This is a genomic window from Ruegeria sp. HKCCD7296 (genome assembly GCF_013110775.1).
Taxonomy (GTDB): Bacteria; Pseudomonadota; Alphaproteobacteria; order Rhodobacterales; family Rhodobacteraceae; genus Ruegeria.
Genome location: NZ_WVRF01000001.1, coordinates 288,859 through 312,146, shown reverse-complemented (window position 1 = coordinate 312,146; position 23,288 = coordinate 288,859). Strand labels below are relative to the sequence as shown.

General features: G+C 58.9%; 13 protein-coding genes. 8 read left to right on the top strand and 5 right to left on the bottom strand.

The features are described from left to right. The first annotated feature begins 56 nt into the window (after nt 1-56). From GS632_RS01550 to GS632_RS01535, 4 genes are read left to right on the top strand one after another with little or no spacing between them, the layout of a single operon-like run. The gene (locus GS632_RS01550) at nt 57-1,064 is read left to right on the top strand and encodes a MoxR family ATPase (protein WP_171721640.1); all 1,008 of its coding nucleotides are present in this window, start codon (nt 57-59) and stop codon (nt 1,062-1,064) included. Then, entirely contained in the window at nt 1,061-1,936 is an 876-nt protein-coding gene (locus tag GS632_RS01545) for a DUF58 domain-containing protein (RefSeq protein ID WP_171721641.1), read from the top strand. Before GS632_RS01550 ends, GS632_RS01545 begins: the two co-directional genes overlap by 4 nt. Then, complete coding sequence (locus tag GS632_RS01540; RefSeq protein ID WP_171721642.1) at nt 1,933-4,695, top strand: DUF4159 domain-containing protein; 2,763 nt, start codon at nt 1,933-1,935, stop codon at nt 4,693-4,695. The genes GS632_RS01545 and GS632_RS01540 overlap by 4 nt, the downstream gene beginning before the upstream one ends. Further along, complete coding sequence (locus GS632_RS01535; protein WP_171721643.1) at nt 4,692-6,734, top strand: hypothetical protein; 2,043 nt, start codon at nt 4,692-4,694, stop codon at nt 6,732-6,734. Before GS632_RS01540 ends, GS632_RS01535 begins: the two co-directional genes overlap by 4 nt. On the opposite strand, the gene pbpC is transcribed toward GS632_RS01535, so the two are convergent. Both pbpC and GS632_RS01525 read right to left on the bottom strand, forming a co-directional pair. After that, entirely contained in the window at nt 6,731-8,767 is a 2,037-nt protein-coding gene (gene pbpC / locus GS632_RS01530; RefSeq protein WP_371809978.1) for a penicillin-binding protein 1C, read from the bottom strand. The genes GS632_RS01535 and pbpC overlap by 4 nt on opposite strands. 36 nt (nt 8,768-8,803) lie before the next feature. Beyond that, nucleotides 8,804-14,230, bottom strand: coding sequence for an alpha-2-macroglobulin family protein (locus GS632_RS01525; protein WP_171721644.1), 5,427 nt, complete (start codon nt 14,228-14,230; stop codon nt 8,804-8,806). A 116-nt stretch (nt 14,231-14,346) separates the two neighbouring features. Here GS632_RS01525 and GS632_RS01520 point away from each other — a divergent pair, with 116 nt between their 5' ends. Then, on the top strand, nt 14,347-16,605 hold the full coding sequence (locus tag GS632_RS01520; RefSeq protein WP_171721645.1) for a response regulator: 2,259 nt from the start codon (nt 14,347-14,349) through the stop codon (nt 16,603-16,605). Nucleotides 16,606-16,684: 79 nt separating this feature from the next. On the opposite strand, the gene yaaA is transcribed toward GS632_RS01520, so the two are convergent. From yaaA to GS632_RS01505, 3 genes are all read right to left on the bottom strand, one after another. After that, nucleotides 16,685-17,455 (bottom strand): peroxide stress protein YaaA, encoded by a 771-nt coding sequence (yaaA, locus tag GS632_RS01515; protein WP_171721646.1) that lies wholly within the window; start codon nt 17,453-17,455, stop codon nt 16,685-16,687. A gap of 133 nt (nt 17,456-17,588) precedes the next feature. After that, the gene (gene recQ, locus GS632_RS01510) at nt 17,589-19,628 is read right to left on the bottom strand and encodes a DNA helicase RecQ (protein ID WP_171721647.1); all 2,040 of its coding nucleotides are present in this window, start codon (nt 19,626-19,628) and stop codon (nt 17,589-17,591) included. 78 nt (nt 19,629-19,706) lie between these two features. After that, nucleotides 19,707-19,994 (bottom strand): YggT family protein, encoded by a 288-nt coding sequence (locus tag GS632_RS01505; protein ID WP_171178365.1) that lies wholly within the window; start codon nt 19,992-19,994, stop codon nt 19,707-19,709. Nucleotides 19,995-20,121: 127 nt separating this feature from the next. On the opposite strand from GS632_RS01505, the gene GS632_RS01500 reads away from it, so the two are divergent. Genes GS632_RS01500 through GS632_RS01490 form a run of 3 tightly spaced genes read left to right on the top strand, consistent with a single transcriptional unit; the run spans nt 20,122 to nt 23,206 of the window. Next, nucleotides 20,122-21,489 (top strand): MFS transporter, encoded by a 1,368-nt coding sequence (locus GS632_RS01500; RefSeq protein ID WP_171721648.1) that lies wholly within the window; start codon nt 20,122-20,124, stop codon nt 21,487-21,489. Further along, entirely contained in the window at nt 21,486-22,349 is an 864-nt protein-coding gene (mepA, locus tag GS632_RS01495) for a penicillin-insensitive murein endopeptidase (protein ID WP_171620259.1), read from the top strand. The genes GS632_RS01500 and mepA overlap by 4 nt, the downstream gene beginning before the upstream one ends. Then, entirely contained in the window at nt 22,322-23,206 is an 885-nt protein-coding gene (locus tag GS632_RS01490) for an esterase-like activity of phytase family protein (protein ID WP_171721649.1), read from the top strand. Before mepA ends, GS632_RS01490 begins: the two co-directional genes overlap by 28 nt. Nucleotides 23,207-23,288: the final 82 nt, after the last annotated feature.

Below are 23,288 nucleotides of genomic sequence, written 5' to 3'. Positions count from 1 at the left end.
CCATTTCCTCGTAGCGCGATACACTTCAATCATATTAGTCCACGGAAGGGAAAGTCATGACCGAACCTGCCGACCTCGTAGCCGAGATCGAAGCGCTGGAAAACAAGCTGCAAGAGGCCAAGGCCTCGATCACCCGTCGCTTCATCGGGCAGGAAAGGGTTGTGGATCTGACCCTGACCGCGCTGTTGTGTGGCGGTCATGCCCTGCTGATCGGTTTGCCGGGGCTGGGAAAAACGCGTTTGGTCGAAACGCTGTCGACCGTGATGGGCCTGAACGGCAACCGCATCCAGTTCACGCCCGACCTGATGCCCGCAGATATTCTTGGCTCCGAGGTTCTGGATACTGCCGATGACGGTTCACGGCATTTCCGTTTTATCTCCGGCCCGATCTTCTGCCAATTGTTGATGGCGGACGAAATCAACCGCGCCAGCCCGCGAACACAGTCTGCTTTGCTGCAAGCGATGCAGGAACGCACGGTAACTGTGGCGGGTGAAGATCGATCACTCGGGACGCCTTTCCACGTTTTGGCCACGCAAAACCCGATTGAACAGGAAGGCACCTATCCACTGCCCGAGGCGCAGCTGGACCGCTTTTTGGTTCAAATCGACGTCGAATACCCGGATCGGCAGACCGAGCGCGATATTCTGCTGGCCACAACCGGTGTGGAAGAGGAAGAGGCGCATCAGATTTTCAGCAAAGAAGACCTGTTGGCGGCCCAAGTCCTGTTGCGCCGGATGCCGGTGGGTGAATCGGTAGTCGAATTGATCCTTGATCTGGTCCGCGCGTTCCGCCCTGAGGAAGCAGGCGTGTCCGAACGCGTTTCAGAAACCGTGGCCTGGGGCCCCGGACCCCGCGCGGCGCAGGCACTTATGATGACGGTGCGGGCACGTGCCATGTTGCAGGGGCGGTTGGCTCCGAATGCCGAGGATGTTCTGGACATGGCGCGCCCGGTGCTGAGCCACCGGATGGCATTGAACTTTGCGGCGCGGGCGCGCGGTGACAGCCTTGCCGAGCTGATTGGCTCGACGGCTGCCGGTCTGATCCGCACCGAGGCCGCGGCGTGAATGCGGCGCTGACCCTTCGCGAAAGATCCGAGGCCGAGGCGTCCCGGCTGCCGCCGCTTTTGGCGCGGGCCGAGCATTTGGCCGGAACCGTCCTGTTGGGCGATCACGGGCGGCGGCGTTCGGGTATGGGCGATGATTTCTGGCAATACCGCCCCGCGCAAATCGGGGACAGTCGCCGGATGATCGACCACCGCCGTTCGGCGCGGGGGGATCAGCAGTTTGTGCGCGAGCGCGAATGGCAGATCGCGCAATCGGTGATGCTCTGGGTCGATCAGGGTGCGTCCATGCGCTTTGCGTCTGACAAATCGCTGCCAACAAAGGTGGATCGCGCCCGGTTGTTGGGCCTGGCAACTTCGATCCTGCTGGTACGCGGCGGAGAACGTGTCGGCCTGACCGGGACAACCCTGCCGCCCCGGCGCGGCAACGCGCAGATCATCCGTTTGGCGCAAGCCTGGTCTGAAGATGACCAAACGGATTACGCCCCGCCTGAACACCGTGCCATGATCCCCCATGCCCGCGCCGTGTTCATCTCGGATTTCCTTGGTCCCATGGATGAGGTTGAATTGGCCCTGACCAAAGCGGCTGACCGCGGCGTGCGCGGTGTGGTGTTGCAAGTACTTGATCCAGGCGAAGAGACATTTCCGTATCGGGGCCGGACGATTTTCGAAAGCGTCGGAGGATCTGTCCGACACGAAACCCTCAAGGCGGCTGAGTTACGGGACCGCTATTTGGAACGTCTTGCACGCCGCAAGGATGCCCTGACGCAGTTGTGCCGTGCAACCGGCTGGCAACTGGGCTTGCACCATACCGGCGATAGCGCACAAGCGGCTCTATTGTGGCTCTATCGGGCCTTGGATGGGGGCACGCGATGACGGTTCTTGCGGGCATAGGCTTTACCGCGCCATGGGTTTTGCTGGGTCTTCTAACCCTGCCGATTCTGTGGCTGATTCTGCGCGCTGTACCGCCCGCACCGATCCGCCGGATGTTCCCGGCAGTCACCCTGTTGTTGGGGTTGAAGGATGACGAAAGTGTTTCCGACCGTACGCCATGGTGGTTGTTGCTGCTTCGGATGCTTGCGGCGGCAGCCATCATCATCGGCCTGGCCGGGCCAGTTCTGAACCCCTCGCGTGATGAGACTGGCACAGGGCCGCTTCTGCTGGTGCTGGATGCCAGTTGGGCCGGTGCCACGCGCTGGTCGGCCACGCTGGATCAGCTTGACACGCAACTGACCGAGGCCGGACGCGCGGGTCGCACGGTTGCCATAATACGTTTGACCGAGCCGGAAACACCTGTTTTTCAAGCGGCGGAAGCATGGCGTGGGCGTCTTCCTGGTCTGACTCCGAACCCTTGGCAACCGACTGCAGATCAGATTTCGCAAGCCATTGCCGCTTTGGATGCAGTTGATGGCGGCTTTGACACTCACTGGTTTAGCGACCGTTTGGACTATACCCATCATACCAGTTTGGTTTCTGCCGTGCAGGCACGTGGTGATGTGACGGTGTATCAGGCGGCATCCAGGCCCATTGCGATCCAGCCCGCGGCCTACCAAGACGGTCTTATCCAACTGACCGTGCAACGCGCGGGACCCGGCCCGGAAGAGCGGGTGACGGTTCTGGCGCAGGGGCGTGATCCGGCAGGCACGGCGCGGGTGCTGCATTCGGTAGACCTGACCTTAGATGCCGGGGAAACCACGGCGCAGATCGAACTGGCACTGCCGTCGGAATTGCGCGCGCGCATCACGCGTTTCGAAATTCAGGGCCAAAGATCCGCCGGGACTGTGACTCTGACCGATGACAGCTTGCGTCGTCGCGAGGTTGCGCTGATTGCCGGAACCCTGAACCGTGAAGGGCTGGAGCTGTTGTCGCCCCTGCATTACCTGACACAAGTTCTGATCCCCACGGCGGATTTTGTCGATGGGGGTCTGCTTGAGGTTCTGCCTGCGAACCCAGATGTGATCGTTCTGTCGGATGTCGCGCAGATGTCGGATACCGAAGAGGCCGGACTGATCGAATGGGTCGAACAGGGCGGCCTGCTGCTACGGTTTGCCGGTCCGCGCATGGCAGCCAGTGATCTGGGACGGGATACCGAAGACACCCTGTTGCCCGCGCGGCTGCGCAGCGGCGGGCGATCTGTCGGTGGAGCGATGAGCTGGGGTGAGGCCAAGACCTTGGCTCCGTTCCCCGAGAATTCACCGTTCTATGGTTTGGACATCCCAGGCGATGTGGTTGTTTCGACTCAGGTAATGGCCCAACCAGACCCTAATCTTGCGGATCGCGTGATTGCTTCGCTGTCAGATGGAACACCTTTGGTGACGCGCAAAGCGCTGGGATTGGGGCAGGTGGTGCTGTTCCACGTGACCGCCGATGCGGAATGGTCCAGCCTGCCGCTTTCGGGTCTGTTTGTCGAAATGCTGGATCGTCTGGCCGTGGCCTCTGCTGCGAAGTCTCGGCAAGAGGCGCAGTTGCAAGGCACCACGTGGGAGCCAGTGCAGATCATGGACGGGTTTGGCACATTGTCAGACGCTGGCACCTTGGCTGGTGTGGACGGTGTGCAGTTGATTTCGGGACAGATCGGGCCGGATTTGCGTCCGGGTCTATATGAAAGTGGCAAACAGAAACTGGCGTTGAACGTTGTTTCCGAGGATACTGAACTTCGTCCGGTGGTCTGGCCTGCCAATGTGCCGATCAAGGGGCAAGAGGCCAGCACTGAAACGCCGCTGTCGGGTCTGCTGCTTAGCCTTGCTTTGATCTTGCTCACAATCGACGTGGTTGCGTCATTGGCTTTGTCTGGTCGATTGGGCTTGGCGCGTGCTGCTGCTGGGGTTCTGGCGGCGTTTCTGCTGGTGCCCGAGGTTCAGGCGCAGACGCCTGAAGATACCGAATTTGCCCTGGCTGCGACGCATGAACTTGTCTTAGCCCATGTGCTGACTGGCGACGCGCAGGCGGACGAGATTGCGCAGGCCGGTCTGCGAGGATTGGCGCAAACCTTGTTTTATCGCACCTCCGTCGAACCGGCCGACCCCATAGGTGTGGACCTTGAACGTGATGAGCTCGCATTCTTCCCGCTGCTCTATTGGCCGATTTCTCCAAGCCAGCCTCAACCTTCTGCTGAAGCTTATGCGAAACTGAATGCCTATCTGCGCTCGGGTGGGATGATCCTGTTTGACACGCGTGATGCGGACATCGCTGGTTTCGGCGCGTCCAGCCCGAATGGCCGCAAGCTGCAGCAACTGGCTGCACCGCTGAATATCCCTGCATTAGAGCCGATTCCACGGGATCACGTTCTGACCAGAACGTTCTATCTGTTGCAGGATTTCCCGGGCCGTTACTCTGGCACAGAAGTCTGGGTGGAAGCTGCGCCACTGGATGCGGAACAGATCGAAGGGATGCCGTTCCGCAACCTCAATGACAACGTGACCCCGGTCGTCATCGGCGGGAATGACTGGGCCGGGGCCTGGGCAGTGGATCGCAACGGGCAGGCCCTGCTGCCTGTCGGGCGCGGTTACGCTGGGGAACGGCAGCGAGAATTGGCCAATCGTTTTGGCGTCAATCTGGTGATGCACGTGCTGACCGGGAATTACAAATCCGATCAGGTCCACGTGCCCGCCCTTCTGGACAGGCTAGGACAATGACCGGAACCGTCATATTCGACCCACTGATCCCGTGGCCCATTCTGGCGGCTGTGGGTGCGATTGCCGTGGCTGGGGTTGTGTTGGCCCTGCGGCGTGGCCTGTCGGGCTGGGCGCTACGTGGGTTGGCGGCTCTGGTGGTTCTGGCGGCTCTGTCCGGTCCGGTTTATCAGATCGAAGATCGCGCACCGCTGACAGATATCGTTCTGATGATCGAGGATGAAAGCGCCAGCCAGACGCTTTCGGACAGGGCGGAACAAACCGCACAGGCTGCCGAGGAACTCGCCGCCGAGATTGAGGGGCGCAACAACACGGAACTGCGCCGCATTCAGGTTGGCGACGGGGACGGGGATGAAGGCACGCAGGTTATGGCCGCCCTGAATGAGGCGTTGGCCGAAGAACCCCGTGCGCGGATCGCTGGTATCCTGGTGGTGTCGGACGGGATTGTGCACGATGTCGATCAGGCCCCGGACCTGCCCGCACCGATGCACCTTCTGCAAACCGGGCGTGAAAGTGATTGGGATCGCAGGCTTATCGTCCGCAATGCGCCGGCCTTTGCCATTATTGGCGAGCCGGTCACATTGACCCTTCGGGTGGAAGACAGTGGTGCGGCACCTGCGGGCGCGGCGACTGCGCCACTAGAGATTTCGGTCGATGGCGGCGCGCCGGAGCAGTTCAGTGTTCCCATTGGTCGTGATGTAGAACTGCCCATCACGCTGCCCCATGGCGGGCGCAACGTGATCCAATTTTCTGTGCCGCAGGCCGACGGTGAATTGACCGACCGAAACAACACTGCGCTGATCCAGATGAATGGCGTTCGGGATCGTCTGCGCGTTCTACTGGTCTCGGGGGAGCCGCATCCCGGTGGACGCACATGGCGCAACCTGTTGAAATCTGACAGTTCGGTCGATTTGGTACATTTCACCATTCTGCGCCCGCCTGAGAAACAGGATGGCGTGCCTGTCGATGAGCTGTCCTTGATCGCCTTTCCAACGCGTGAACTGTTTCTGGAAAAGATCAACGATTTCGATCTGATCATCTTCGACCGCTACAAGCGGCGTGGCATCTTACCTGCGATCTATCTGGACAATGTCACAAGTTACATCAATGACGGGGGCGCGGTTCTGATCGCCGCTGGTCCCGATTTCGCCAGTGCCGACAGTATCTTCCGATCTCCTTTAGCACCGATCTTGCCGGCGCAGCCTTCGGCACGGGTGTTCGAGGAACGGTATGTACCGATGGTCAGCGACTTGGGGCAACGGCATCCGGTAACAACCAATCTGGGCGATTCCGAGGATTGGGGGGCTTGGTTGCGCCAGATCGACGTGAACCACCGCTCGGGCGAGGTTCTGATGACTGGCATCGAAGAACGGCCACTGCTGGTTCTGGACCGTGTTGGCGAGGGGCGCGTTGCGATGCTGGCATCCGACCACGCTTGGTTGTGGAGTCGCGGCTTTGAAGGTGGCGGTCCGCAGCTGGAGCTGCTGCGCAGGTTGGCTCATTGGATGATGAAGGAACCCGAATTGGAGGAAGAAGCGTTATGGGCCGAGGCGAACGGTCAATCCATGCGCATCATTCGCCAGACGCTGGAAGACGAGGTTGGGCCGGTTACGGTAACGCGTCCAAACGGTGAGACACTAGAGATCACTTTGCAAGAGGTCTCTCCGGGCCGGTTCGAAGCACAATACTATGGGCCTGAGATCGGTCTGTACCGGTTGCAGGAAGGCGACCATATGGCCGTGATTGGCCTTGGCCCCGCCGCACCCAAAGAGTTTGAACGCACCATCGCAACCGGTGATGTTTTGGAACCGATCTTGGCCAATATGCGGGGTGGCGTGATCCGTTTGGAAGACGGTTTGCCATCAATCCGCAACGTACGCGCAGGGCGTCCTGCGGCTGGTCGGGGCTGGATCGGTCTGACCCCGCGCGATGCCTACGAGACGCGGGATGTTACGCAGGCCGGTCTGTTGCCCCCTTGGCTGGTTTTGCTACTGGCAGGAGGGTTCCTGCTGGGCGGTTGGCTGCGCGAGGGGCGGCGCTAATCAATCTTGATTGCTGCCCGATCCGAAAGACCTTGCGCATCCACCACAACAAGCGAGGTGAAACCGGCCCCCGGGTTGGGCATCTCGAACTCTCGCTGTCGCTGTCCGGTCAGCACGGGCACGCCATCCGCCAGCACTGAAAATGGCCCGACCCCCCCGCGCAGTTTGACCGTTAGGGGCGCTCCAAATGTCTCTAACACAGCATTATCGGGCGGAAACAGCAGATCCGGAGCGGAAGAATCATTTTGGAAAGCCGCCGTGCGAGGTCGGAAACGTTGCAAGGGTTGGGGCAATTGAGCAGCGCCCACCAGCAAGGTCGAAGGCGGCGGCGGGCGCAGCGGGGTAAGCTCGGATTTCAGCAGACTGAAGGCTTCGGCCAGAAGCGGCGCGGCAAGATCGCCTCCGAACGCGCCGGGAACGGGCGTTCCATCTGCACGACCTAACCAGACCCCAATGACGTGCTGACCGTCAAAGCCGATGGCCCAGGCATCGCGGTGGCCATAAGATGTGCCGGTTTTGTAGGCCAGCGCTCCTGTCGCACCGCCTGCTGGGGGTGAAAGCCCTGCCAGAATGTCGGCAACCTGCCAGGCAGAAGTTTTTGACAAAACGCGCGGAGTTTGCCGCGTATCCGCCAGAGCGTCATGATGCAGGATCGGGCCTTGCCCGCCGGCTGCAAGAGTGGCGTAAATCTGTACCAGATCGCGCAGGCTCAACCCCACACCGCCCAATGAGATCGCCAAGCCGGGCGTGCCACCGTTCAGGCGCGGTTCTGATCCGGCCAAGCGTAATGCCGCCATGATACGCGCTGGCCCCAGCGCGTTTGTCAGACGCACGACCGGAATGTTGAGCGACAATTGCAGGGCGTCCCGTACCCGGACATCGCCACGGAATGCCCCATCAAAATTGCGCGGGGCGTAGCGGCCAAACATTACGGGGCTGTCGCTGATCAGAGTTTCGGGATGGGCCAGTCCCTGATCGAAGGCCAGCCCGTAAACCAGAGGTTTCAGGGTCGATCCAGGCGACCGCAGTGCTTGTGTCATATCCACAAACCCCTGTCGGGCATCCTGATACCCGGCGGACCCGACTGAGGCCAGAACCTCGCCACTGCGATGATCGGCCACGATCAGAGCGCCAGACACGCGTGGTCCGGCGCGCGTGGCGGCCTGCATGACTATAGCTTCCAACCGGGCCTGTAACCCGGCATCAAGGGTTAGATCAAAGGCGCTTGTTTCGGGTGTTTGCCGCTTTACACGATCGGTCAGATGCGGTGCCAGGCGCGGAAATGGTTTCATCCGATCCGGCAGGGGCTCCGTCAGAGCTGCGCGTGTTTCAGCGGCTGTCAGGACGCCATGACGTTCAAGCCTGCGCAGAACCCGGTCACGTGCTTCTCGGGCTGCGTGTAGCTGGCGATCCGGGCGTCGAGCCTCTGGAGATTGCGGCAGAGCAACCAACAGCGCTGCTTGCGCCGGGGTCAACCGGGCTGCCTCTTTGCCAAACCACGCACGGGTGCCGGCGCGGATACCTTCCAGATTACCGCCGTAAGGCGCATGTGTCAGATAGAGGCTTAGGATTTGCTGTTTGGTCAGTTGCCGCTCCAACGCCAATGCGACCCTAACCTGACGGATTTTACCGCTCCAACGTCCCGTCGGCCCGTCCTCAATCAGCCGCGCGACCTGCATGGTCAGCGTAGACCCACCCGATACCTTACGCCCATTCCACAGGCTTTGCCCTGCTGCCCGCAGCATCGCTATCAGGTCCACACCGTGGTGACTCCGAAACCGCTTATCCTCGTACCGGATCAGCATGGAGGTGAAATTTGGATCGACTGTGCCTGGCTGCAGTCTCCAGATGCCATCCTCAACCGGGAACGCACGAAGGAGGTCTCCGTTCCGATCTCGTATCTCAACCGAGGTTTCGGCCAGAACAGGTGGTAAAACGGTGGCGTCGACCCATTGGTCAACGCCATCCCGTGCCAGCGCCGTCAAATAGAGGGCACCGACCAGTGCAAGCAGCAGACGCGACGGCCTAGGCACGACAGCCACCCGGGCATTGATATGTTGCAAAGCTGATCAATGAACCTCAACCCGACCGGTCGCTGTGCGTGCCCGATTCTGCGGGCGATACATATCCTCAACTGAGGCCGCAGGATGATGGAAGATACCCGGCGTAACAGCGCGCGCCACGTAGGCCAGCGTTACCGTTTCACCGCCGGACAGATCAACCGCAGCAAGGAAACGGTCAGAACGGAACTCGGTATGAGTTGCCTCAGACAGGTCCAGCCAGTCAAGCGAACGCACATCGCCTGAACGCAGCAGACTGGGGTTGTCGATTTCGATCCCGGCGGCAAGTGGATCATCGACCATCAGGCGCGCCCCGGCGCTTTCGAACGGGGTCACTGTCAGAACCGTGACAAACCTTTCGCCGGTTTCAAAGCTGTTGGCGTCAATCGGATCGCCATCCATCGAGTAATATTGTCGTTCGATCGAATAACTGGTGCCGCCCGCTTCGGGCGGAACCTCAGGGATCCCGGTGACTGTCAGGGTGATGTCCGTGGCTTGGCCGTCACTTGCCGTGATGTTGACCTCATCCGCCTGACCAGACTGCAGCACCTGCACAAACGGACCAGACACCTGAGAGCCGTTGACGGTCAAGCCCGATCCAGTCGGATCAGACACCAGCGCATGGGCGGCCAAAAGCGACCACGTTGCCTCTTGCGTGGACAACGGGGCGCGACTGGCGCTGACACGTTGGATCAGTGCGTCGCGATTGACGGCCTCACTGCCCGCGCCCACGGCAAGAGTCAACAGACCTGCCGCATCCCGCAGGTGCGTGCCAAAATCCGCGCGCCAGTAATTTTCCTGCTCATCCGGAACTTGTTCCAACATGCGAGCGGCGCGGTTGAACATCGCGTCCGCCCGGGTCTGATCGCCGTAAGATGCAAGTGCTGCGCCCAATTGTGCGGCCGCCAATGGGGTGTCGAACGCATCCCCTTTGACATCTGCATAGTAGCGCAGATCACCCATCGATGCCGCGCCTTCTCGTGCCAAAACCATCAGGGCATAGGCAATATCCTGACCGCCTTCGTCGAAATCTGGCGCGTAATTGACCCTATTTCGTAGGTTATCCATGGCCTGGGCAAAGGCGCGATCCGGCACAGGGTATCCCTGTGCGCGCGCACGGGACAGGAAGTCCGTCACGTAAGCGTCCAGCCAGAAATCCCCACTGTCTGCACGCCAAAGGCCAAAGGCACCATTGGCTGCCTGACGGGTCAGGATGCTGCGAATGGACTCTGCGATGCGCTGATCCACCACCGGACCGTCCCCCAGCCCCGAGGCCTGCGCGACGGATGACAGATAAAGCAGCGGCAGGGCTTTGCTGGTGATCTGTTCCGTGCAGCCATAGGGGTAACGGTTCAACTGATCCAACAGACCGGGCGTGTCGAACTTTGCCAAAATTCCGGCAGATAGGATGGCCTTGGCCGAACCGGGCTGGAACCCGTCAAATACGTCCTGCGAAAACAGGAAACTGTCGCCGGCCCCCAACGCGAAACGTCGTGTCTGTGTAATCACCGGATCGTTGGCACGTACGGGCATGCGCAGGGTTTGAGACAGGTCGCGCCCGTCCGGTGTGGTGATCGAGACACTGATTTCGGGATCGCCAACAACGCTGGCTGTGACGGGGATGTCAAAGATCGCCTTGCCACCGTTCTCCAACACAAAGTTGGTCGGTGCCTCACCCAGTTTCAATCCACCGGAAGCCGTCAGACCAAGTACCATGTCCCCGGGTGTGCCATCGGCATGAACGATCTCAAGCCGCATTCGGCTTTGATCGCCGGGGGCAAGGAAACGGGGCAGGCTGGCGGTGACGACCACCGGATCGCGGACGATCATATCGGCTTCGGCCTGCCCGACCGCTTTGGGTGACCACGCGACAGCCATCAATCGGACAGTGCCGTTGAAGGCGGGTAGGGGAATGTCCACCTCAACCTCTCCGTCCGGGCCGACTTGAACCGGGCCGCTGAACACAGCCATCAAGTCTTGCGTCGGAGGCGGGGATTGGCGGCGCATGCCGTTGTCGGAGTCACCACCGGAACGGACGGTGCCCATCGCTCCGGTCATGCCGTCGATCAGGCGCCCGTAAACGTCGCGCAGATCCACGCCAAGACGACGTTGCCCAAAGTAATATTCCTGTGGATCCGGGCTTTCGAATCCAGTCAGGTTCAGAATGCCCACATCCACTGCAGCCAGTGTTAGCCAGACCGGGTCATTCTCCGAGGTATTCTCGACCCTAACACGGGCTTTTTGCGTTTGCCGTGGAGATGTGACCTCGGGCACATCAATAACGACTTCCAGCTTGCGATCTGCTGGATCAATGGTGGCATGTGCCACGCCCATCGCACGCGCCGGGTTTTGACCTGCTGCGACGTTCATCGGGCGGATGACCGTGGCGGTGACATAAGCCCCCGCGCCCCAATCTTCGGTCACTTCGATCGGGATTACGGTTTCACCTTCCGGCACGTCCACCATTTGGCGATGGATCAGCCGGTTCGACAGGATTTCGATCTGGGCGACGCCCGCCATGCGCGGGACGATCCGTAACTGCGCGGTATCGCCTGCGCGATAGCTGTCACGGTCCAGCGACATCTCAAGCCGGTCTGGTGTGGTTGACGCATCCGCGGCCTGATACCAGCCCGCATAGAAATCGACAGCGGTTTCGGCATATGTGCCGTCGATGCGCTGGACGACCAGTTCATAACGGCCCCAATCCACGGGCTGCGCCAGTGTCAAAGGATCTGTCGAGATGTCAACTTCGCCGGTGGCAATGCGTGTGCGGCGGGTTGTCGGTTCCCAATTCCAGTTGCCGTACAGCTGATACCACTGATACCGCGTCTCGACCCGGTTCAGAGTCCAACGCAGACGCATCGGACTCGGGCTCAGATCAGGGGCGAGCGCGACGATCTGAAACGCCGCTTCGGTACTTTCGGGAACAACCTGTTCGAACAAAGGTTTGACACCGATCACCGGCTGCGGTGGCAGAACCGGAGCAGACAGGCGACGTTCAACCGGACGGCCAGAGCCATCGGTCAATCGTGCGATGATTTCAGCCTCAATGGGCTTTCCTTCAGTCTCTAACACTGGAATTTCGACGGCCACGGTGGCCTGTCCCGCCGCATCCGTGCGCGTGTTTCCGAAATAAGTGCTTTTGATCACGGCCTCAGCATCGTAGCGGCCAAAGCGGTAACCTTCGTACCCCGGAACGGTGTCCGCGGCGCGCGCGATGACCTGTCCGTCAATGCTCAGGTCAGATCCCGGCGCACCAAACAGATAGCGCGAATCTATGGAAAGCGGTGGGCTATCGCCGGGCCGCAAGGGCGCGTCGGGTAGGGTCAGATCGAAATCGATACGTTCAGGCAGAAAATCCTCGACCAGTACCGTCTGACGCGCCAGTGCCTCGCCTTTGGGATCAGATTTAATCTCAATCTTCCATGCTCCACGCGGTACGTCGATGGCGACAGGCAAAGCAAAGACATGCCCCCCGGCAATGCCCCCGTCCGAGACAGACCGACGGTATTCCACCCCGTCCGGACGATACAGGATCGCGGTCAGTGGCAACGCTTCAATGGCCTGTGCTTCACCATCTCGGGACAGCGCGGTGACATGGATGACCTCTCCGGCACGATAGGCACCCCGATCCGTGGTCAGGAAGACATCAACCGGCCCCGCAGGCGCGCGCCCTTCAACGCCGCGATCCGACAGATCAAAGGCGGGATCGGTGAGGGACAAAAAGCTGAAATCGCTGTCCCCGGCAGAGGCCATCACCAAGGCAGGCGCACTGGCCCCTTTTCCGCGGATCAGGCCTGGATCGAATCTGGCATAGCCCGTTTCATCGGTCCGCGCGGTTGCAATGACCGCGTTCGCATTTGTGACCAGCGAAACCTCGACGTCCTGACGCGGTGCCGCATCGCTGAGGCCGCGCACCGTTACGTGCAGCCCATCGGTGCCAAGCGCGGTGCTGATCCCCAGATCAGACAACACAAACCACTGCGTCGCGCCGGGGTCGTCATAAGGATCAGCCCCCGGAACACGGGCTGTCAGCGCATAGATGCCTGCAGACTGACCAGCGATGGCCTCTGCCATAGGAAGGCGCGCCGTCATGGTTTGGTTCAACTGATTGGATACCTCGGCAGTGCCTGTCCAGATATCCTCGGCAATTTGGTCCGAGAATTCCTCTTCCTGCCATTCGCTGAGCGGACGGCCAAAGAAGTCCTGTTGCACGGCTCGCAACAGGTTCCGGTCGCTGATCCGCCGCAGGATCAGATCCAGCTCGGTGACGTTGACCGTTTCGACCGGCAAAGCCGCATCCGCGGATTTCGGGAGGACATAGCTGCGCCCGGGAAAGCGAACCGAAGGCGTTCGGTCGCGCACGTAATGGGTCAGTTCAACGTTTCGGTTCAGTACTTCACCCGAGGCAGCTGGCAACCCTTGCCGCAGTGTCACGCGATATCGCTGGCCATGCGCGACCCCGTCGACGCAAAGCTGTTTATCCTCAGCCTGTACGACCAACCCGACATCGCCACGCTGCACAAACGGATCATAGTCCACGCCGGCCTTGACCAGGGGTTCGGAAAACTCAACACAGATCCGGGGGGCGGCAGCATCGCTTTCGACCGAGCTATCGACAACGCGGAAGCCATATTTTGCAATGGCATCATCGAGTGCGGCCAACACATCCTCGCGCGGTTGCACTTGCTCGGCCAGGCGCAGCACTGGAACCATGTCACGCCCGCGCTCAACTTCTTCCAGCGCGTTTGCCATAGTCATCAGAGCCATAATCTGGGTGCCCGGGGTCTCGGCGCGCAGATAGCCATTGATCGCAGCGTTCAATGCACGATTGCGCAAATCCCGTCGTTCGCTCCAGCCCGAGGGGTTCATAATCAGCAATAGTCGCGCGTATTCCACCCACAGGTCCGGCGCATCGCTGAGAGACACGGCAACGCCGGTCCATTGCATCGCTTGCGTCGCACTGCCCGCGCTACGCGCTGCGTCCAACACAGCTTTCAGGTCGTAACCGCCGGCAGGATGCAGGAATCCCAGGTTGCGCGCCTGATCTGTCGCCCGCTTCAAATCAGCAGAACCCAGAACGCTCAACGCTGCCGCACGGGTTTTGCCCAATTTCAGAGCCTGTTCTGAGGTCGTTACCTTTTGCGCGGAAAGCGCCCCTTGATACGCCTCCTGCCGGGTCACCCCGTCCTTGGGAAAGCAGGCATCGGATCGCGTGTTATAGGTGAAAGCAGTGCAGCGATCATTGGCCGAGCATGCCCGAATGCATGATTTCAGATCTGTGTCGAACAGAGCATCCAGATCTGACCCATAAAAGTCCGTGTCCCGGGTGGTTATGTAGCGGAAGTCAGGCACGGCGTTCTGCGCCAGAGCGGTGACGGGCAGGATCAAGAGTGAAAAGATATAAGTTATTGAAATAAAAACAAAGCGGTGCATGTTGCCCTCCTCTTTGTGCTCAACCTTGCATGGCGCGTACCTGTCACGCAACGGCTTAAACAGTTTTTCATTCTCTGCCGCGATGGTGGGACCGGAACGTCCCGGAATCGATTACCATGAGTCTTGCACACAAACTGGCACAGGAACGGCGCGCACGTCTGGCGGCCGAACGTATGCTGGCCTTGAAACAGGCCGAGCTTTCGGCGGCCAACCGTAAACTGGGCCAGCATGCGATGGCATTGACCAAACGCATTGGTGAGACTCAGGCCGAGGTTGAAACCGTCCGCGACGAGAATGAGAAGGTCAAATCCGACCTGACCGTCGCGAATGCCAAGATCGAGGTGGCTGAACGCCGTTTGTGGCATTCTATCCAAACCATTCAGGACGGGTTTGCCTTTTTCGACGGCGATGGCAGATTGATCGGAGCCAACACCGCTTATCTAAGTGTTTTTGACGGTTTGGATGAGGTGGTGCCTGGGATAACATATCCCCGCATTCTAGAATTGTTGACAACCGAAGGCATTGTCGACATCGGCGATGACACGGCTGATGCGTGGCGCGCCAGGATGCAGGCACGCTGGAAACGCGCTAATCCTCCGCCCATCGTACTGCAACTGTGGAACGGGCAATACATCCGCCTGATTGACCAGCGGGGAAATGGTGGTGACGTGGTTAGTCTTGCGCTCAACATCACGGCGTCGGTTCGGCATGAGACCGAACTGACAGCCGCGCGCGAGCGTGCCGAGGCGGCCAACCGCGCAAAGTCAGCATTTCTGGCCAACATGAGTCATGAAATCCGCACGCCGATGAATGGTATCGTCGGGATGAGTGAGCTGTTGGACGAAACCCCTTTGAACGAAGAACAGCGTCTGTACGTCAACACCATCCGCAATTCGGGTGAAGCCTTGCTGGTCATCATCAATGACGTGTTGGACTACTCGAAGATCGAAGCGGACAAGCTTGTTCTTCATCCCGAACATTTCGATCTGGAACGCTGCATTCTCGAGGTTGCGATGCTCTTGCAACCCAGTGTGCGCGACAAGGGCCTGACACTACTGGTGGATTACGACCTGTTCCTGCCCACTCTGTTTGTTGGTGATCCCGGACGGATACGACAGGTTCTGACCAATTTGGTTGGCAACGCGGTCAAATTCACGTCCGAAGGGCATGTTCTAATCCGGGTCACGGGTGTGCCCCACCCGGATAAACAGACCTGCGACATCCATGTTGCCATCGAAGATACAGGCATCGGTATCGAGGCTGAAAAAATCAGTCACATCTTTGGCGAGTTCAATCAAGTTGAAGACGAGCGCAACCGTCAATTCGAAGGTACAGGGCTGGGCTCGGCTATCACAAAACGGCTGATTTCAATGATGGGCGGCACTGTTTGGGTGGAAAGCGAACTGGAGCTTGGGTCCTGTTTCGGGTTTCGCATCTCTCTGCCCACCGCCGAAGGCAAGCAACCCGAGCCGCCGAATTTGGCAGATTGCGTCAAACACGTGATGGTGGTCGAAGATCTGGCCGTAAACCGGGCAATTCTGGCGAAACAGCTAGGCCAGCTGGGTGCTGAAGTGACTGTCTGCGCGTCGGGCAGAGAGGCGCTGTCCTTGATGAATGATCAGATAGAATTGGTGCTGAGTGACCATGATCTGCCTGACATGGATGGGCTGGACCTTGCGACCTCACTCAAGGATCGGGGATGGGGTGACTTGCCGATCATTGTGATGTCCGCAAATCCCGCATTGATCCACGCCCATCCGGCGCGCGACCTCGTAAGTGGCGTTCTTCAGAAACCCATTCCCCGATCAGAGCTGTATGCCAGGTTGATGACTCTGAAAGCCTCACCGCAATCTGATCGAGCGCCGCAGCAGACAAAGTCAGAGTCTAATAAAAAGGATTCCGGATCAAAAACGCTCCGGCGAATGAAGATTCTTGCAGCCGAAGACAACCGCACTAATCAATTGATCCTGAAAAAGATGCTCAAGACTTTGAACATTGACCTACGATTTGCATCTCATGGGTTTGAGGCGGTTGATATCTATCAGAAGTTCGAGCCTGACTTGATTTTCATGGATATTTCAATGCCCAAGATGGACGGCAAACAAGCCACTGCCGAAATCCGTAGGCTCGAAGTTGAAACCGGCCGACACGTCCCGATCGTTGCCCTGACCGCGCACGCGATGGCTGGGGACGATGAGGGGATATTATCGGCAGGACTCGACCACTATTTGACCAAACCGCTGCACAAAACCCTCATTCATCAGATGATCTTGAACCACCAACCCAGTAACGTGAGACCTGTTGATAAATCCGAACCCGAAGAGTTCATCACAAACCGCTGCGATCAAAAACAGGATCCTGCTTCATCTGGCTAAAAATACCTCGGGGAGCGCGAGGGGCTGGCCCCTCGCTTCCTTCCGTGGCCGCAACCGCGACCAGGTGTTTCAATGATGTTCAGGCTGTATAGGGCCTGACAAAGACCGGTTTGTCCTCTTCAGACAGGTCAGGACGGTATTCATACCCACCAGTGTCAAATTCCAGCAGGGCCTTTGGGTCGGTCAGACGGTGCTGAACGATATATCGCGCCATGGCACCGCGAGCCTTTTTGGCAAAGAAACTTACGATCTTCGGGGTCCCGTTCTTGTCTTCCATAAACACCGGTGTGATGACCCGCAGTTTCAGCGCTTTCAAGTCAACCGCGCCAAAATACTCCAGACTGGCGCAGTTGATCAGAAAGTCACTTCCAATCTCTGCTCCTTGGGTATTCAGCGTTTTGCTGAGTTGGTTGCCCCAGTATTCATACAGGTTCTTGCCGCGCCGAGTTTTCAGCTTGCTGCCCATCTCCAGCCGGTACGGCTGAATCGCATCCAATGGGCGCAGCACACCGTACAGCCCTGACAGAATGCGCAAGTGGTCCTGGGCCCACGCCAGTTCCTCGGCATCCAGAGAACTGGCCTCAAGCCCTTGGTAAGTGTCGCCAGCAAAAGCAAGCGCGGCAGGGCGCGTGGCCTCGGCCTCGGGCGTATCCGAAAAGGTGCGATAGCGGTCGCGGTTCAGGCGTGCCAGATCGTCGCTCAGGTTCATCAACTTTTTCAGATCGCCAAGTGTCAGGTTGCGGGCTGTTTTAGATAACCGGATCGCGTCATCCTGAAAGTCGGGTTGTGTGACCGCGACATCCCGCTCTGCCCAGTCCAGCCGCTTGGCCGGGGAAATCACTACCAGCATATCCGCCCTCTTTCCTTACCTGCTTTGGTGTATCTAGGTCGTTTTGCGTTTTACCAAAAGAGCATTTGTCGAAAGGCGCGGTCGACCAAAGGGAGCGGCAGCGTCTTTTGACACGATTGAAACGTAAAACGAACTAGCCCGCCTCACGCAGCACGTCCAGAAAGGCAGCGCCAAACCTTTCGTGACGTCGATCACCCAGCACTGTCTCGATCCCGCGCGGGTCATCGGGCCGCATCTGCGCCACCTTTGCCAGTTGCGAGGCAGAACAGGTCAGTGGCTTGTCAATCCCCTCGGGACCACGCGATAACCGAGACTGCACTTCGAGTAAACGGTCATAGATCTCACCCTGATCGCGCCCGGCCAGTTTGCGCCGCGCAGGGTGAACGGCCTCGACCGCGCCTGCAATGACTTCAAGGAAAGTGTCGCCATAGCGTTCCAACTTCTTGGCACCAACGCCGCCAATTCGAGCCATGTCATCCAGCGTCGTTGGGCGATTTTCAGCCATTTCGATCAGTGTGCGGTCTGGAAAGATTACATAGGCCGGCACGCGCGCAGACTCAGCCAGTGCTCGGCGTTTCGCTTTAAGTGCCGACAGCAGCGGAGCGTCTTCTTCGGATACCATGGCTTTCACTGCGGGTCGGCGCGTGGCCTTTCGGATCGTATCTTTGCGCAGATTAATCTGCGCCTCTCCCTTCAGAATAGATTTGGCCGCCTCGGTCATGCGCAATGCGCCGTGTCGCTCGGGGTCGGGGCGGACCAAGTCATGCCCCATCATCTGCCGAAAGATCGCCTGCCATTGCGGTTGGGACCATGCCTTACCGATGCCATAGGTTGACAGGTCATCGTGGCGGCGGGCGCGGATTTTGTCGGTCTCGTTCCCCAAAAGAATGTCGATCAGGTGACCTGCGCCAAACCATTCGTCCGTACGCAGGATCGCGGACAGTGCCATGCGGACAGGCGTTGTTCCGTCGAAAACCTCGGGCGGCGTATCGCACAGGTCGCATTTGCCACAGGGCGCAGCCTGTTCGCCAAAATAGTCCAGTAAGGTTTGACGACGGCATTCCAGCGCTTCGGCCAAGCCCAACAAAGCATTCAGCCTGGCATGATCTGCCATGCGACGCTCGGGCGGGGCCAGCCCCTCATCAATCTGCGATCGCCGAAGGCGGATATCGTCAGGGCCGAACAGGGTAAGCGTTTCGGCAGGGCCTCCGTCACGGCCCGCGCGCCCGATTTCCTGATAATAGGCCTCGATGGATTTGGGCAGGTCAGCATGGGCCACCCAACGGATATCGGGTTTGTCGATGCCCATGCCAAAGGCCACGGTGGCCACAACTATCAGACCGTCCTCGCGGGCGAAGCGGGTTTCGACGATGCGACGATCCTCGGGGTCCATGCCACCGTGATAGTGGCAGGCTGTGTGCCCTTCGTCGCGCAGAGCCTTAGCCAACACTTCGGTCTTGTTGCGGGTGCCGCAATAGACGATGCCGGATTGGGTTTTGCGTGCGGCTGCAAAATCGAGGATTTGTTTGCGCGGCCCGTCCTTGGCTGCAAAGGCCAGATGGATGTTAGGCCGATCAAAACCCCGCAGAAACTTGCGCGGTTCGATGCCGTCAAACAGTTTTTCGACAATCTCGTCTTGCGTCTCTGAATCCGCCGTGGCGGTGAAGGCTGCAAGAGGAACGTTCAGCGCGCGCCGAAGTTCACCGATCCGCAGGTAATCTGGACGAAAATCGTGACCCCATTGGCTGACGCAATGCGCCTCGTCCACGGCGATCAGGCTGACATTGATCCGGCGCAGCATGCCCAACGCCGACCCGGCGGCCAGACGTTCAGGCGCCATGTAAAGCAGTTTAAGCCGCCCAGCTTCCAGGGCTTCCCACACCGCGTCGGTCTCTTCGGGTGTGTTGCCCGAGGTCAGTGCCCCGGCTTCAACCCCGGCTTCCTGCAGTCCGCGCACCTGATCACGCATCAAGGCGATCAGTGGTGAAATCACCACCGTCACCCCGTCGCGCAGCAAGGCAGGAAGTTGATAACACAGGGATTTCCCGCCCCCGGTCGGCATGATCGCAAGCACGTTTTCGCCGGCGGTCACGGAATCGACAATCTCTTCCTGTCCGGGGCGGAAGTCATCGAATCCAAAGACATCTCGCAGCAGGGGTGCGGAGTCGAACATCTGCGGGGTTGCCCTGTTTTAAGGTTTGTCTGCTCTTAAGACAGGACAATCACATACTAAGATTTGGTGAACAAGAGGTCAGTAGAAATAGGGTGCATTGTTGATCAGGATGATCCGCAGCGCATAGACCCCGATCAGGACCACCAAAGGTGTTAGATCCAGCCCGCCCATATTGGGCAGGATGCGACGGATGGGGCCGTAAATAGGCTCTAATATGCGGTTCAACCCGTACCAGATTTGCGCAACCAGTTGCTGGTGCAAGTTGAGCACCTGAAAGTTTATCAGCCAGCTCATGATCACATGGGCCAGAATGATGAACCAGACAACGTCCAGGATCAGCAGCAGGATTTGGATCAGCGACAGCATGGGTTCTCCGTTTTCTTGTTCGCCGAGACCTAAGCACCACAGCGGCAAAGAGCAAGTGCCTGACACTCAACGCTTGCGAATTGAACCAAACCCCCGTCTTATAAACACAACAATAACAGAGGCAGAAATGGCAGAGATTTCCAAACGCAAGCGCATCTGGGGCTGGTGGTTCTTTGACTGGGCCAGCCAGCCGTATCACACGCTGTTGGTCACCTTTGTCTTTGGCCCATATTTTGCCGGGGTGGCAGCCGGGTATTACGCGAAAAGTGGGCTGAATGCCGAAGCCGCAGCCGCGCAGGCACAGACGGTCTGGGCGAACTGTTTGACGATCACAGGGTTGATCATTGCCTTTGGCGCGCCTTTGCTGGGGGCGATGGCGGATGTGTCAGGACGGCGCATTCCGTGGATCTTTGCGTTTTCGGTTATGTACGCGGTTGGATCCGGTGCGTTGTGGTACACGATGCCCGATGGCTCGAACATGTGGCTGATGCTGTCGGCCTTTGGGCTGGGTTTCGTGGGCGCGGAATATGCGCTGATCTTTATCAATTCCCAGCTACCTGATCTGGGCGATGACAGTGAAGTGGGCGAGATTTCGGGCTCGGGCTTTGCGTTTGGCTATTTTGGCGGCCTGATCTCGTTGGCGATCATGTTGGCTCTGTTTGTTGAACAGGCGAACGGGAAGACACTGATCGGGATGGAGCCAGCCTTGGGTCTTGATACGGCGACCCGAGAAGGCACACGTTTTGTCGGCCCGTTTACGGCTGCTTGGTTCATTCTGTTTATGGTGCCCTACTTCCTGTGGGTGCGCGATGACGCACCAAGTGACAAAACGGGCAGTGTGGGTGAAGCGCTGCGGCTACTGGCGAAATCAGTGTCTAACCTGCGTCATCGCGTCAGTCTGGCCAGCTATCTTGGCTCGTCGATGTTCTACCGCGATGCGCTGAACGGGCTTTACAGTTTTGGCGGTGTTTATGCGCGGCTCGTGCTTGAGTGGGATTTGATCAAGATCGGCGTCTTCGGGATTGTCAGCGTTTTGGCAGCGGCGGCATTTTCCTGGGTCGGCGGCAAGCTGGACAAGAAATACGGCCCCAAACCCGTGATCATCGTTGCGATCTGGGTTCTGATATTCGTATGCGCCACTGTGGTCATGATGGATCGGACGCAAATCTACGGCATCCAGCTCGAAGAAGGGTCAAGCTTGCCGGATATCGTTTTCTTCGGCTGCGGTGTGTTGATCGGTGGTATGGGCGGTATTCTGCAATCGGCCAGTCGCTCGATGATGGTACGCCACACGGATCCGGAGACGCCGGTCGAAAGCTTTGGTCTCTATGGCCTGTCAGGGCGCGCGACTGCTTTTGCTGCACCGTTGATGATCGGGATTGCAACAACCGCAACCGGCAGTGCGCGTCTGGGGGTGTCACCGATCATTCTGTTGTTTATTCTAGGGCTATTCCTGATGCGCTGGGTCAGACCGGAAGGGGATCAGAGCAGATGATTATACAGCGTTTTTTGATAATTTTGGCCGCGCTTACTATTGCGAGCACAGCGGCGGCAGAGCCTCTGGCAAAGCAGTTGTTTGGGGCACAAAAGGTCAGTTCACAACAAAAAGCAGCAGCCTTCGGCAGTTATTCGCGCGGATGCGCTGCCGGGTCGGTGCAATTGCCGGAAACCGGACCAACGTGGCAGGCCATGCGCCTGTCTCGGAACCGCAATTGGGGGCACCCAGAGGCGATTGATTACGTGAAGGACCTCAGCAAGTTTGCGGCGCGACAGCCGGGTTGGAATGGTCTCTATATCGGGGATATCAGCCAGCCACGGGGTGGTCCGATGACGTCGGGCCATCGGTCTCATCAGTTGGGTCTGGATATCGATATCTGGATGCTGCCGGGGAACAACTTGCGCCTCAGCCGCAAAGCGCGCGAGAATATCTCGTCCATTTCGTTGCGACGCGCGAACGGTGCCTTTGTAAACGGGAACTGGACGAAACAGCACCATGCAGTTTTGCGAGAAGCCGCAAAAGACAAGCGCGTTGCGCGCATCTTCGTGTTTCCCGGTGCCAAGGTGCAGATGTGCAACGACGAAAAAGGCAACCGTGCCTACCTGCGCAAGATCAGACCATGGTGGGGGCATCATTATCATTTTCACGTCCGTCTGAAATGCCCCCGTGGATCGAAAGGCTGCGTCAATCAGGACCCGCCTCCCAAGGGCGATGGCTGCGCACAGGCGCAAGAATGGGTAAACAACATCCTCAATCCGCCGCCACCTGATCCAAACGCCCCAGCCCCCAAGAAACGCCGGGAGTATGTTCTGGCCGATTTACCACAACAATGCGCAGCTGTTTTGCAATCCAACTAACCGCCTTTCTGTTTGTGGCTACGGCAGTCGCCGCGGTCGAGATCAAGTCAGCCACTTATCTGCACAGCTTCGAGTGGCGTGATCCGGCAACCTGGTTCGGGGGGTTCTCGGCATTGCAGGTTTCGGATGATGGTCAGCAAATTCTGGTGCTGAGCGACCGGGCCAGGATGGCGACCGCGCAAATAGAACGGGACAGTGATCGGATCACCAACATTCGTGTTTTGGATCAGTGGCGGATCTTATCCAGCCAAGGGCACATCATGAAGGGTGGTGTCGGCGACTCCGAAGGGCTCGCATTGGCGCCAAGTGGTGGAGTTTACATCTCGTTCGAAGGGGTGCACCGGGTCGCGTATTATGCAGCACGGGGGGCAAGGTCGCGAGTTTTGCCTCGGTTGCCCGAGTTTGACGACCTCGCCGACAACGGGTCGTTCGAAGGTCTTGCCATTGATGCACGCGGCTGGCTTTACACGATCCCGGAAAAAGACCGTACCGCTGACGGGGACATCCCGGTTTACCGTTGGAATGGCGATGCATGGTCGATCCCATTTGTATTGCCACAACGCGAGGGTTTCAAACCAGTCGGCGCTGATTTCGGCCCGGACGGGAAGTTCTACCTGCTGGAGCGTAAGCTTGGATTCATCGGGTTCCGCTCTCGGCTGCGTCGATGGGAGGTGACGGATGACGTTCTCAGCGCCGAAGAAACCCTGTTCGAAACCGCAGCAGGCATACATGACAATCTCGAAGGGGTGTCAGTCTGGCGCGACGGTCAAGGCCGTTTGCGGGCTACGATGATCTCGGATGACAACTTTCTGGCCCTGCAGCGGACCGAATTGGTGGAATATCTGCTGCCCGATTGACTCGGCCCCCCCAAAGGTCTAAACGCACGGCTTGCCTTGGGACGGTCCCTTGGCCAAGTCGCCGCTACCTTGTCAAAACGGG